10 protein-coding genes are annotated in these 13,144 nt (G+C 67.2%); 6 read left to right on the forward strand and 4 right to left on the reverse strand.

The genetic code is table 11. The features are described from left to right. Positions 1-231 precede the first annotated feature (231 nt). The 4 genes from IP83_RS18640 to IP83_RS18655 all read left to right on the forward strand — a co-directional run bounded on the left by IP83_RS18640 (position 232) and on the right by IP83_RS18655 (position 5,360). Complete coding sequence (locus IP83_RS18640; RefSeq protein ID WP_197274450.1) at positions 232-1,407, forward strand: FAD-binding domain-containing protein; 1,176 nt, start codon at positions 232-234, stop codon at positions 1,405-1,407. Then, positions 1,404-2,930 carry a deoxyribodipyrimidine photo-lyase gene (locus tag IP83_RS18645; RefSeq protein WP_156309868.1) on the forward strand — a complete coding sequence of 509 codons (1,527 nt, stop codon included), beginning with the start codon at positions 1,404-1,406 and terminating at the stop codon, positions 2,928-2,930. Before IP83_RS18640 ends, IP83_RS18645 begins: the two co-directional genes overlap by 4 nt. Then, positions 2,927-4,447, forward strand: a complete 1,521-nt coding sequence (locus IP83_RS18650; protein WP_054123739.1) for a cryptochrome/photolyase family protein — start codon at positions 2,927-2,929, stop codon at positions 4,445-4,447. The genes IP83_RS18645 and IP83_RS18650 overlap by 4 nt, the downstream gene beginning before the upstream one ends. A gap of 76 nt (positions 4,448-4,523) precedes the next feature. Beyond that, on the forward strand, positions 4,524-5,360 hold the full coding sequence (locus IP83_RS18655; protein WP_054123740.1) for a class III extradiol ring-cleavage dioxygenase: 837 nt from the start codon (positions 4,524-4,526) through the stop codon (positions 5,358-5,360). Here IP83_RS18655 and IP83_RS18660 read toward each other — a convergent pair. The 3 genes from IP83_RS18660 to IP83_RS18670 are packed head-to-tail and all read right to left on the reverse strand — an operon-like array spanning position 5,357 to position 10,219. After that, positions 5,357-6,199 (reverse strand): DUF6671 family protein, encoded by an 843-nt coding sequence (locus tag IP83_RS18660; RefSeq protein WP_054123741.1) that lies wholly within the window; start codon positions 6,197-6,199, stop codon positions 5,357-5,359. The genes IP83_RS18655 and IP83_RS18660 overlap by 4 nt on opposite strands. A gap of 3 nt (positions 6,200-6,202) precedes the next feature. Beyond that, positions 6,203-8,611: a YbcC family protein gene (locus IP83_RS18665; RefSeq protein ID WP_054123742.1), complete on the reverse strand. Its 2,409-nt coding sequence runs from the start codon at positions 8,609-8,611 to the stop codon at positions 6,203-6,205. A gap of 30 nt (positions 8,612-8,641) precedes the next feature. Beyond that, positions 8,642-10,219 (reverse strand): proton-conducting transporter membrane subunit, encoded by a 1,578-nt coding sequence (locus IP83_RS18670; RefSeq protein ID WP_054123743.1) that lies wholly within the window; start codon positions 10,217-10,219, stop codon positions 8,642-8,644. A 109-nt stretch (positions 10,220-10,328) separates the two neighbouring features. Between IP83_RS18670 and IP83_RS18675 the strand changes: the two genes are divergently transcribed. Continuing rightward, positions 10,329-11,225, forward strand: coding sequence for a LysR family transcriptional regulator (locus tag IP83_RS18675; RefSeq protein WP_054123744.1), 897 nt, complete (start codon positions 10,329-10,331; stop codon positions 11,223-11,225). A gap of 28 nt (positions 11,226-11,253) precedes the next feature. On the opposite strand, the gene IP83_RS18680 is transcribed toward IP83_RS18675, so the two are convergent. After that, positions 11,254-11,649, reverse strand: coding sequence for a MerR family transcriptional regulator (locus IP83_RS18680; RefSeq protein WP_054123745.1), 396 nt, complete (start codon positions 11,647-11,649; stop codon positions 11,254-11,256). Between the two features lie 134 nt (positions 11,650-11,783). Between IP83_RS18680 and IP83_RS18685 the strand changes: the two genes are divergently transcribed. Then, a complete protein-coding gene (locus IP83_RS18685; RefSeq protein WP_156309870.1) occupies positions 11,784-13,136 on the forward strand; it encodes a hypothetical protein in 1,353 nt (450 codons plus the stop codon). Positions 13,137-13,144: the final 8 nt, after the last annotated feature.

A 13,144-nucleotide genomic window follows, 5' to 3' on the forward strand; every position in this document is an offset into this window, starting at 1 on the left:
TGGACGCCGGACCGGAAAGCGGAACAGGGGACCGTCACGTCACGCATCCCGTGACTGGCGCCCATCGTCGAAAGCCCATCTAGGGCGCGGTGCCCGTCGGCGGTGTGAGCAGAACATTACGCTTTGGCCATTTTCGCGAAATGCCCGCGCGACAAGTACTTGTATTCTGGACAGGCACTTGCCCGCATGACCATCTGGGCCGCAACAGCGTGCGGGGCCAAGGGCAAGGGGATGCTGCCTCTCCCTACACGCCGTGCTGCGCTTGATCACCTCCGCCGTTTCGTGCCACGCGCCGGGGCGTCCTATGCTTCAGGGCGCAACACCGATCCGGGGCCCGGCAAGCCCTCTGCCGTCTCGCGCCTTTCGTCTGTCGTGCGCTACCGGCTGGTGACCGAGCAGGACGTGGTGGCCGAAGTGCTGGGTCGGCACAGCTTCAACGCGGCGGGCAAGTTCATTCAGGAAGTCTGCTGGCGGACCTATTGGAAAGGCTGGGTCGAACTGCGCCCGGCGGTGTGGCAGCGCTTCCTTGCCGAGCGCGATGCGGCGAAGCGTGAGGCCGATGTCATGGCGGCAGAAGCGGGACGCACCGGGATCGATTGCTTCGATGCCTGGGCGCGGGAACTGGTCGAGACGGGCTATCTCCACAACCACGCCCGCATGTGGTTCGCCTCGATCTGGATCTTCACCTTGCGCCTGCCGTGGACGCTGGGGGCAGACTTTTTCCTGCGCCACCTTATCGACGCCGACCCGGCAAGCAACACGCTCTCATGGCGCTGGGTGGCGGGGCTGCAGACGGCGGGCAAGACCTATCTCGCGCGGGCGGACAATATCGCGCGCTACACCGAAGGCCGTTTTGCGCCGCGCGGACTGGCGGAGGAAGCGGCCGCGCTGACCGAACCACCGGTTGGGCCCGCAGGCAAGCTGGAGGCGCTGGCTACGCCCGATATGGCTGCGCCGAGCCTGCTGCTGGTGCATCACGAAGACCTCAATGCAGAATCGCTGTTTGCTGCCGATGCGCCTGTGCGCGGGGTGCTTGCCGCATGCGATCCGGCACTGCTTTGGGGCGATGCGGCGCGGCGTTTTGCGGGCGAAGCCATGGCCGATGCCGCCACACGCGCCGAAACGCACTTCGGCTGCGGCTCCACTCTGGCGGACAGGCTCGATGCTGAGACGCTGCTTTCAGCGGCGCGGGCTGTCGGCGCGCGTCAGGTCCTAACGCCTTGTGCCCCGGTCGGCCCGGTCGCCGATGCGCTGGCCGGACTGGAACCTGTGTTGGCGGCCGAGGGGATCGCGCTGCGCCCAGTGCGGCGGCGCTGGGATGCGGGCCTCTGGCCCCATGCACGGCGCGGGTTCTTTGCCTTCGATGCCGAGATCGAGGGGCACTTGCGCGCCGAGGGGATGCTGTGAAAGTGCCGCTGCAGGTCGTGTGGTTCAAGCGCGACCTGCGCATCGCGGATCATCGCCCGCTGGCGCTTGCTGCCGAACACGGGCCGGTGCTGCCGCTGTACATTGCCGAACCAGGGTTATGGGCCGAGGAGGATGCGTCTGCGCGGCAATGGGACTTCGCGGCCGAATGCCTCGCGGAATTGCAGGCGGTGCTGGGTGCGCTGGGGCAACCGCTCTGCGTGGTGCGCGGTGATGCAGTGGCGGTGCTGCGCAAGATCCATGAGCGTCACGGCATTGCCGCACTGTGGAGCCACGAGGAAACCGGCAACGGCTGGACCTATGCGCGCGACAAGGCGGTCGCCGCATGGGCGCGCGAGGTGGGTGTGCCGTGGCATGAGCTGCCGCAGAACGGTGTGATCCGCCGCCTGAAATCGCGCCACGGCTGGGCACGCAGTTGGGATCGGCGCATGGCTGAAGAGCTCACCGCGCCGCCCGCCGCATTAAAGCCGCTCGGCCCGGATTGGCCCATGCGCATTCCGCAGGCGTGTGATCTTGGCCTTGCTCCCGATCCTTGTCCAAACCGCCAGCGTGGTGGGCGCGTCGCGGCGCTTGCCACCCTCGCCAGCTTTCTCGAGCTACGCGGCAGGGACTATCGCTGGCAGATGTCGAGCCCGGTGACGGCGTTTGATGCCAGCTCGCGCCTCTCGCCGCACCTCACGTGGGGCACGCTTTCGATGCGTGAAGTCGCGCAGGCGAGTGCGGCGCGGCTCAAGGGGCTGCGCGGGGATGAGCGTGCAGCGGCGCGCAGCTGGCGGGCCTCGATGATCTCGTTCACCGGGCGCCAGCACTGGCACTGCCATTTCATGCAGAAGCTGGAGGACGAGCCGCGCATCGAGTTCGAGAACCTGCACCCTGCCTACAATGGCCTGCGCCCCGATGAGCTCGATGCCGAGCGCTTGGCGGCATGGCGCGAGGGTCGCACCGGCTATCCTTTCGTCGATGCCTGCATGCGCGCGCTGGCAGCGCATGGCTGGCTCAATTTTCGGATGCGGGCAATGCTGGTCTCGTTCGCCAGCTACCAGCTCTGGCTGCCTTGGCGCGCGACGGGGCTACATCTGGCGCGGCAATTCGTCGACTATGAGCCGGGCATTCACTGGAGCCAGGTGCAGATGCAATCGGGCACCACGGGGATCAACACGATGCGGGTCTACAATCCGGTGAAGCAGGGCCATGATCAGGACCCGGAAGGCCTGTTTGTGCGGCGGTGGGTGCCGGAGGTTGCCGATGTGCCCACCCCGCTGATCCATGAGCCGTGGAAGTGGGAAAGCACAGCAGGCCTTGGCTATCCGCCGCCGATTGTCGATCATGTGAAAGCCGCCGCTGCCGCCCGCGATGCCTTGCATGCGGTACGCAAGGGCTCGGGGCACCGCGTGACGGCCAGCCGCATTGCCGAGAAGCATGGCAGCCGGAAAGCGGGCATGCCGATGACGGGCCAGAAATCGCGTCGCCGCGCGCCGACCACGCAATTGGCGCTCGACCTGTGAGCCGGCTGGTCCTTGTGCTGGGCGATCAGCTCAGCCCGGCGCTGTCCTCGCTTCAGGCGGCGGACAAGGCGCGCGACCGGGTGCTGATGGCCGAAGTCAGCGAGGAAGCGACGTACGTCCGCCACCACAAGAAGAAGATCGCGTTCCTCTTCAGCGCGATGCGCCATTTCGCCGAGGAGCTGCGTGGGCTGGGCTGGACAGTGGACTATGTGAAGCTCGATGATCCGGGTAACACCGGCAGCTTCACGGGCGAAGTGGCGCGGGCTGTCGCTGCGCAGAAGCCGGACAGCATCCTCGTCACCGAGGCAGGCGAATGGCGCGTGGCGCAGATGTTCGCAGGGTGGGAGGCGCAGTTCGGTCTTCCCGTCGAGATTCTCCCCGACACGCGCTTCATCTGCCCGCTGCCGGTGTTCCGCGAGTGGGCGGAAGGCCGCAAGGCGCTGCGGATGGAGTATTTCTACCGCGAGATGCGCCGCCGCACCGGCCTCCTGATGGAGGGCGACAAACCGGCGGGCGGCGAGTGGAACTACGACGCGGAGAACCGCAAGGCCGCCGCGCCCGATCTGTTCATGCCGCGCCCGCCGGTGTTTGCGCCAGATGCCATCACGGCGGAGGTCATGGCGCTGGTCGCGGCGCGGTTTGACAACCACTTCGGCGATCTCGAACCCTTCCAGTTCGCCGTCATCCGCCCCGACGCCGAAGCCGCCTTCGCGGCCTTCGTGAAGCGCGCGCTGCCCCGCTTCGGCGACTATCAGGACGCGATGCTGGAGGGCGAGCCGTTCCTCTACCATGCCGTCATTGCGCAGTATCTCAATTGCGGGCTGCTCGATCCGCTGGAAGTCTGCCGCGCGGTCGAGGCGGAATGGCAGGCAGGCCGCGTGCCACTCAATGCCGCCGAGGGCTTCATCCGCCAGATCATCGGCTGGCGCGAATATGTGCGCGGGATCTACTGGCTGACCGCGCCCGGCTACGAGCGGCGCAATTTCCTTGAACACACGCGCCCGCTGCCCGCGTTCTACTGGACGGCGGAAACCGAGATGGCCTGCGTCCGCGCCGCTGTCACCCAGACGCGTCAGCATGCCTATGCCCACCACATCCAGCGCTTGATGGTGACAGGCACCTTCGCGCTGCTTGCCGGGATCGATCCGCACGAGCTCCATGAATGGTATCTCGGCGTCTATGCCGATGCCTATGAATGGGTGGAGCTGCCCAACACGGTGGGGATGAGCCAGTTCGCCGATGGCGGTCTGCTGGCCTCTAAGCCCTATGCGGCGAGCGGGGCCTATATCAACCGCATGTCGAACTACTGCGGCACTTGCCGGTATGACGTGAAGCAGCGCACCGGACCAAATGCCTGCCCGTTCAACCCGCTCTACTGGGACTTCATCGCGCGCCACCGGGAAAAGATCGGCGGCAATCCGCGCATGGCGCAGATGGTGCGGACCTATGACAAGTTTGCCGATGCGGAGAAGGCACGCATCGCCGAGAGCGCGGCTGCGCTGCTGGCGAAGCTGTGACCGTTCGGGTTTTTTGAACAGAGACCCGCGAATCTTGGGACTGTCGCCATGGCCCGGTGCAGCCTAGATTGGCGGCATGAAGCAGCCCGTGTTCTTCCTCTCGCATGGCGGGGGCCCCTGGCCCTGGCTCGACGGCCCATTCCGCGAAGGCTTTGCCTGGCTGGAAGCGTCGCTCAAGGCGCTGCCTGCACAGCTGCCCGAGCCGCCGCGCGCGGTGCTTGCGGTTTCGGGGCATTGGGAGGAGCCGGAGTTCACGGTTTCCAGTGCCGCGCAGCCGGGGATGGTCTACGACTATTTCGGCTTTCCAGAGCACACCTACCATATCCGCTACGCGGCTCCCGGCGATCCGGTGCTGGCGGCGCGGGTGCGCCAACTGGCGTCGGCTGCAGGCATTGCGGTCTGCGATGATCCGGCGCGCGGTTTCGACCACGGCACGTTTTCGATGATGCAGCCGATCAGGCCCGAGGCAGACCTCCCCGTCGTCAGCCTGTCGATGAAGCAGGGCTACGATCCCGCCGCGCACCTCGCCCTCGGCCGCGCGCTGGCGCCGCTGCGGGACGAGGGCGTTGTGATCATGGGTTCGGGGCTTTCGTACCACAACTTGCGCATGTTCGATGCGCGCGCCGCCGAGCCTTCGCGGCAGTTCGACGGTTGGCTGCGGCATACCCTGCTCGATCTGGAACCGGAGGCGCGGGCGGCTGAGCTGCTGCGCTGGGATCAGGCGCCGGCTGCCCGAGTAGCCCACCCGCGCGAGGATCACCTCATCCCGCTGTTGGTCGCGGTCGGCGCGGCGGGCGGGGATCCGGGCGTGTGCATCTATTCCGAGAATGACCTGCGCGGCGGGATCACTGCCTCCGCCTATCGCTTCGGTGAGGATGTAACGCCGACCGGCTACGACAAGCTCGCGGCCTAAGGATTGCACTCTTCGCAGTGCATCGGATCGGCGCTGGCGGCGCTGACCGGACGCTCCTCGCAGTGGCCGCAGCCTTCGCAAGTCCAGACTTCCGCGCGGGCCAGAGGTGTTGGAGAGGAACACCACGCGCAGGGGAGGCCACTGGCTCGTCCGGTCATCGCAAAGCCGGGCCGTGCGCATGCCGGACAAAAGCTGCGCGAGCGGCGGATGAGGTCGATCATCGCCCGCTTGATCGCGCGCATGCGCTTTGGGTTGCGGTGCGCGCGCATGTCGGTCTCGATATGGGCGGCGCCGGTGAGCGCGATCGTACGGGCGAGGACTTCGGCGAGGTCAGTTTCGGTTTCGACGGCCTTGAACAGCGCCAACTGCGGTGCAGGGGCGCCGTCCAGCACGCTCATCACGATGACGCCATGCGCCGGAAATCCGGCCTTTGCCGCGAAAGCCAGTCCCGCATCAACGCCTGTCACCACCTGATGCGCGAAGTTGGTGGCCATCGTTGCATGGTGGCCGACGAGTTCCAGCCCGCGCTCGCGATCGATCATGACCACGAGTTCGCGGTCCAGCGCAGCAAACGGCAAGCTCGGGTGCGGACCGAAACTGCCTTCGCTCGCCAGCCCCACGCGGGCTTCGGGATGGTGGCGGAAGGCCGCCGCGATCTTGGCCCGCGCTGCCTCGCGCGGCGTTCCGATACGCTGCACATCCCGGCTGAACGTGCCGAACGCATCGGTATCGAGCCCTTCGGCAACAACCACGTCCAGCCCGAGGAAACGCGCGGCAAGGGGGGCGATAACCCTCTCCTTGCCGTGCATTGTCGCGAGCACCGCCCGCGCGCCGTCCATCGTTCAGATCGCCATTTCCGCTGCTGACGCTGCCGGGGCCATTTCGGTCGCCGCTTCCCACTGCAAATCGCCAGCATAGCGCCAGGCGAGCTTGCCTTCGTCGTCGATGGCGAAGAGGTGGAGCCACTTGTTGTCGAACAGCGCGCGCACCCCGGCATGCTTCTCGAGCACCGCGGTCATAGCCTCGCGCGGGGCTTCGATGCAGACCGAAAGGCGCAGCGGCTCGTGCATCAGTTGGTGCCCGTCGTGGACCGACTGCCACGGCAGGCCCGCGCGCAGCGGACCGCCATTGCCCTCGATCACGCCGATGCCGCCGACCACGTTGTGGAGCAGCTTGTTGCCGCCGCCGAACAGCTCGGGCGAAACACTCGAGCCGTAATACTGCAGGCTGATCCAGCTCGCGACAACGACCGGCGCGGTCATGATCAGTTCGAGTACGCCGAAGCCCTCGTCGCGCTGCCAGACGTAGTCGTGGAGGAAGGCGCGGCCTTCGAGGCTGCGGCCGGCGGTGCGCATGCGGGGTGCGGCGATGAAGGCCTTGCAGCCTGCGAGCGCCCATTCCGCCCGCGTTTCCGACCAGTCGCGGCTGCGCTTGATCACGCTCGCGTCGCTGTTCGCGCGCGGCAGGCGAAGCGCGCGTTCGCTGCGGGTGAGCACGGCCGCCACCGCCAGCCACTGCTCGGCCTGCGCGATCGCATCGCGGTGCAGGTCCGTGGGCTGGTCTTCGGTGTAGAGCGTCACGGCGTCGGTGGTCGTGTCGTGCAGCGCGGCAACGAAAAGTGTGGTGTCGGGTATCAGGATGCCCTTGTCGACAAGGCCGGCGCGCACTTCGCGATCGTTGAGCAGCCCAGCGAGCAGCCGCGCGTTCACTTCTCCGGAATAGCCGCCGCATGCCCCGCAGTGGAGGCCGCTGGCATGCGGGTTGTTGACGACATTCGCGCCGTGCCCGGCTAGCAGCACCAGCGGCGCGAACTCGGTGGTCAGCGACATCGCGCCGAGGATCGAGGCGGCCATGCCGACGCGGGTCGCGGTATCGGGCGCGGGATCGGCGAAGGGCTTGGGATCGCGCGGTGGCTTGTTCGCCTTGAGGCCGAGCGCATCCTTGAGCAGCTTGCCGATATAGATCGGGCCCGCGGCTTCGACGAAGGCGAACGAGGAGACCGCCGCCAGCTTGAACCGGCCCCAGGCGCGCTCGGCGCGGGCGGTGTGGCGGGCATGGGTCGCGCCTTCGCTGCCGGCGCGGCTGGTCAGTCCGGCATTGAGCAGCACCGGCAGGCGATGTTCGTGGACGTCCGAGGCAAACCGCTGGTGCGAGGCGGTGAGGCCGAAGAAGCCGGCAAATCCCAAGGTCTGGATGCGCTTGTCGAGCGATTCCAGCGCGCGGCGGAACACTTCCGAGCGCACATCGATGCAGAAGGCAGCCTGGAGCACGGGGGGCTGACGCTCGAACCCGGCAAGCGGCTCTGCCAGCGTTTCGGACAAGGCCGTCTGCCCTGTGCGCTCTGCGGCTTCCTGCAGGATCGCGTCGACGATCTGGTCGGCAGAGGGCTCGACCGGTTCCTCGTGCGCGGCGATTGTCGCCAGCCAGCTTTGTCCGATTTTGCTGCCGTAGCGGCCCAGCAGCGCTTGCTCCCAAAGCAGGCGGATGGTGAGGAAATCAGTGATCGTTTCGTCGCTCTTGCCGGCAAGTTCGGCCTGCCACAGCTCGTAGCGGGCGACATGCGCCCAGCCGCCCAGCGTGACGAGCAGGCTGTGGAAGTAGGTCGGCAGGGCCGCTGACGGCAGCGCGAGTGTGTCGACGGCGCAGGCCAGCGCTTCGGCCGCGCGCTCGGGCGCATCGGCGACGAGGCTGCCGAAACCGGTCAGGCCCGCGATTTCCGGCGTCAGATCGTGCGAGGCGACCGCCTGCCAGGCGGCATAGGCGCCCTTGCCGCGCGAGGCGGCCCACAGCGCCTGGCCTTTGTCGAAGTAGCCGCCGGCCCAGGCGCCGAAGCGCTCGGCAATGATCCCCGGCCAGTCGATGCCGGTGGCCTTGGCGGCGAGATCGGCGACGGTCGGGACGGCCTTGGCGGGTGCCGGTTCAAGCATCAGCGCCGCTTGCAGCGCGGCGAGCGAACCGGGCTTTCCGGCGTGCGGCGAAGCGGCAAGCGCGGCGGAGAGATGTGCCTCGGTGATTGCGCCGCTGGCGATCCGGTCGCGGTACCACTGGCGCGGCATGGTCACCGGCGTGCCCGAGACGCGCGCCATCAGCGCGGCGGTCTCGGCCAGCGTCAGGCCGGTCTGGCCGAGGTAGGGGTTGACCGCGACGCTCGAGGCGAGCGGCCAGACCGGCGGGATCGCGCGGGCCGCGCCATCGGCTGCGATCTTGAGCTGGGCTAGGGTCTGGCTGTTGTCGGTGGGGATCATGAGCATGGGAGATCCTTCGGGAAAAGAGGGTGCGTCTCAGGCCGACCGCTTGAGCGTCCAGCCGCCGAGCATCCGGTCGAACAGGGCGTTGGCGTAAAGGCCGTTGGAGAGGTGGACCCGCAGGCCTGCGGCTGCCGGGTGGTACGCCCAGAGTGGGAACATCGACTGCGCCACCGCGACGAGGCCGAAGCTCAGCACTGCCAGCACCATCAGCGTCCATTCGAGCGGGCCGGGCGCGGGGGTGGCGGGCAGTGTCCCGGCGGTCAGCCAGAGCGCGAGGCCATGGAGCGTGAAGTAGCCGATCGAGGCAGCGACCGCGTAGACCGCCATCTTGCGGGTGAGGGCGCGGGGGGCGCTGTCGGCGAGGCCCTGGGCGAAGAGGTAGGCGACGCCGAAGATCAGGATGGCGCCGAGCGCGACCGCCTGCGGTGACTTGTGGTGGAAGCCGGGGACGGCGTCGAAGGCGAAGCTCATCAGCGTGTAGATGGCAAGCGCCGCAACGAAGGCCCGGCCGACCGCTGCGGGGCGTGGGATGGCAACCGGACCCGGCCGCCGCGCTGCGGCGATCTGTTCCACCGCACCGCCCGAGGCGAGGAAGGCATGCGCCTTGTAGAGCGAGTGCAGCACGATGTGGAGCAGCGCGAGCGGGAACAGCGCGAGGCCGCACTGCATGATCATGAAGCCCATCTGGCCGACCGTCGACCAGGCCAGCGAGGTCTTGATCGCCGGCTGGGTGAGCATGACGAGGCCGCCGAACAGCGCGGTGAAGCCGCCGACCATGACGAGCACCGCCAGCACGCCGGGAGCGAGCAGCATGACATCGGCGAAGCGGATGAGGAGGAAGCCGCCCGCGTTGATCACACCGGCATGGAGCAGCGCGGAAACCGGGGTGGGGGTTTCCATCACTTCGGTCAGCCAGCCATGGAGCGGGAACTGCGCGGACTTGAGCAGCGCGGCGATGGCGAGGAGGCCAGCGGCGGTCATCGCGCCGTAGCCACCCATCCCGGCATGCGCGGCGGCGAGGATTGCGGGCAGGTCGGTCGTGCCATAAGCCTTGAACAGCAGCAGCGCGGCACCAAGCAGCGCGGCGTCGCCGGCGCGGGCGGTGACGAACTTCTTGCGCGCGGCGCGTTGGGCGGCGACCCGCTCAGGGTAGAACAGCAGCAGCTTGTGCAGCGCGAGGCTGGTCGCGATCCACGCGCCGAGCAACTGGACGAGCGAACCGGCCGTCACCAGCAGCATGACCATCGCCAGCGTCGTCGCCAGCCAGGCCATGAAGACGCCCTGGCGCGTCTCGCCATCGAGGTAGACGCGGGCATAGCGCACCACGATCCAGCCGACGAAGCTGACCAGCAGCAGCATTGTCGCGCTGATGAGATCGAGCCGGAACGCGAGCAGCGGCAGCGCGGGGCCCGCGGCGGCGAGGGTGAGCGTGGTCGCTCCGCCGATGGCCAGTGCAGCCATCGTGCCCCCGGCCATCGCCACGGCGATAAGCGCGAGGAGTTCGATCAGTGCCAGCGGGCCGCGACCGATACGGCCGGGCTGGGAGAAACCAAGCGCCGCTGCGATCAGCAGCAACGCGGGTGGGACAAGGACGGCGAGCGAGAAAGGCATGATCGGTGCTCCGCTGGTGGGGCTTTCGAAGTTGCCTTCCTCGTAGCGAAACCGGCGCTCAGCAAAAAATTCATTGTTTAGCCCATATCGTTCGCTTTATGTGAACGATATGGCAGATCTCAACTACAACCACCTCCGCTATTTCTGGGCCGTCGCGCAGGACGGTAATCTCTCGCGCACAGCCGAGCGGCTCAATGTCTCGCAGTCCGCGCTGTCGGTGCAGATCCGCAAGCTAGAGGACCGGCTGGGCCATGCGCTGTTCGAGCGGCGCGGGCGCGCGCTGCACTTGACCGAAGCGGGCCGAATCACGCTCGACCATGCCGAGGCGATCTTTGCGACTGGCGATGAACTGCTCGGCACGCTCAAGGAGACCGGCAAGGTGCGACAGGCCATCCGCATCGGCGCACTCGCCACGCTGTCGCGCAACTTCCAGATCAGCTTCGTGGAGCCCCTCCTCGCGCGGACCGATATCGAAGTGGTGCTGCGCTCGGGCAGCCAGGCGGAATTGTTGGGCGCGTTGCAGTCACTGGCGATCGACGTCGTGCTCACCGATCTCGCCCCGGCGAGCGACGCGCTTGCGCCGTTCATCGTCCAGCGGCTCTCCGAACAGCCGGTCAGTCTCGTCGGTGCCCCTGTGCTGCTGGGCGAAACCCGCGCAGTGGCAGACTTGCTGCGCACGCATCCGGTGGTCTTGCCAGCCTCGGGCAGCGGCATGCGCATAGCCTTTGATGGGTATGTCGACCGGCTTGGCATACGCCCCCAGATCGCCGCCGAAGTGGACGACATGGCGATGATGCGTCTGATTGTGCGCGAAGGTCACGCGCTCGGCGTGCTTCCCCCGATCGCGGTGCGCGACGAGCTCGCCGATGGTGTGCTGGCCGAGGCCGAGGCCCTTCCTGGCATTGCCGAGACCTTCCTTGCTGTCACGACCCTCCGGCGCTTCCCCAATCCTGTGGTGCGCCAGCTCATCGACCGTGCGATGCAGGACCGCTTCGATCAGGCGTGAACCCGATCGCAGCCGGCAACTGGCTTTATCACGTTTCGAACGCGGTCAATATTGGGCAGAGAAGGGTAGAGCCCTCCTCGCAGACCTGCGCCAACCGGCTCAGCGCGTCGCGCGCGGCCTGAAGTTCGCGGATCTTCGCGTCGAGTGCGCCGACGCGGGCACGTGCGAGTTCGCGGGCGCGCGCCCGGTCTTCCGATGCATCGAGCGCCAGCAATTGCCCGATTTCCTCAAGTGTGAAGCCCGCCGCCTGCGCTGCCTTGATGAAGCGCAGGCGGCGCAAGTCCCCGGCGTCATACCGCCGCACGCGTCCTTGTGCGCTGGGACGTTCAGGCTGGGGCATCAGGCCACGGCGTTGATAGTAGCGGACCGTTTCGACCCCCACGCCACCTTCTGCCGCCAGCTTCGCAATGGTCATCGCGGGCATGGGTTGACTCCGTACTATGGTACGGAAGCTATATGCGCCGCGGCAGTGCAACCAGCAAGGCAGACCGCGTGTACCAAACCTCAGGCAAGGCTTACCCGATGACCACCTCCGCGAGCGCTTGCCTGGTGGGCGTCATGGCACTTGCTCTCCCTTCGGCGTTGCACGCCCAGTCCATGGCGGGAATGGACCATCACCGGCACCCCTCGGCAGATATTGCTGCGGAGCCGTCTGCGCCGGCGCCGGATGATCATGCGGCCATGAACCATGCGGGCATGGATCATTCCGGGCATGGCATGGACATGAAGGGCTTCGCAGGCGCGCTCGGCCCCTACAGCATGATGCGCGATGCATCGGGGACGGCATGGCAGCCCGATACGGCGCCGATGTGGGCGATCATGGGCCGGCTCGGCGGCTGGTCGACGATGGTCCACGGCTTTGCCACACTGATATATGACAATCAGGGTGGCCCGCGCGGCGATCGCAAGACGTTCTCAACCTCGATGCTGATGGGCAGCGCGCAGCGCCCGCTCGGCGGCGGCACGCTGACCTTGCGCGGGATGGTCAGCCTCGACCCGCTGATGGGCAAGCGCGGCTATCCGCTGCTTCTCGCCAGCGGCGAAAGTGCTGACGGCGTTACAAAGCTCATCGACCGGCAGCACCCGCACGATGCCTTCATGGAACTTTCGGCGACCTACAGCCACCCGATCACCGATGGGCTCTCCGGTTTCGTCTACTTCGGCCTGCCGGGTGAACCGGCGCTGGGTCCGGCCACCTTCATGCACCGCTTCCCCGGTATGGCGAACCCGGAGGCGCCGATCTCGCACCACTGGCTCGACAGCACCCATGTCACCTTCGGCGTGCTGACGGCGGGCCTTGCGACCAAGGGCGTCAAGCTGGAGGGCTCCGTGTTCACCGGGCGCGAACCCGACTCAAATCGCTGGGATTTCGAGCGACCGCGCTTCGACAGCTGGTCCGTGCGCGCGACATGGAACCCGACCGCGAACCTTTCGATGCAGGTGAGCCACGGCTTCCTCAAGAGCCCCGAAGGCCTCCATCCCGACGAAGACGTGCGCCGCACCACGGCCTCGATCACGTGGAACCGTGCGCTCGGACCGAAGCGCAACTGGCAGTCCACCCTGGCATGGGGGCGCAACACCCATCTGGGCGGCGATCATGCGCATCCCGCCGATGCTTTCCTGCTCGACAGCGCGCTGCAACTGGGGCGCTGGACTGTATTCGGCCGCGCCGAAAACGTCGACAAGGACGAACTGTTCGGTGACGAGGCCGACGAGAATCCACTGGCCGGGCAAGCGTTCAACGTCAGCAAGTTCAGCCTTGGCGGCTATTACTCGCTGCCGGTTGGCAAGGTCGCCTTCGATCTGGGCGGGCTCGTCAGCAAGTATGCGCTGCCGGATGCGATCAAGCCCAGCTATGGATTGAGCCCGACGAGCTTCATGCTCTTCGCGCGCATCCGGATCATCGGCTGAGATGGGAC

Origin of the sequence: Novosphingobium sp. AAP93, assembly GCF_001296055.1 — a bacterium.
Classification (GTDB): Bacteria; Pseudomonadota; Alphaproteobacteria; order Sphingomonadales; family Sphingomonadaceae; genus Novosphingobium.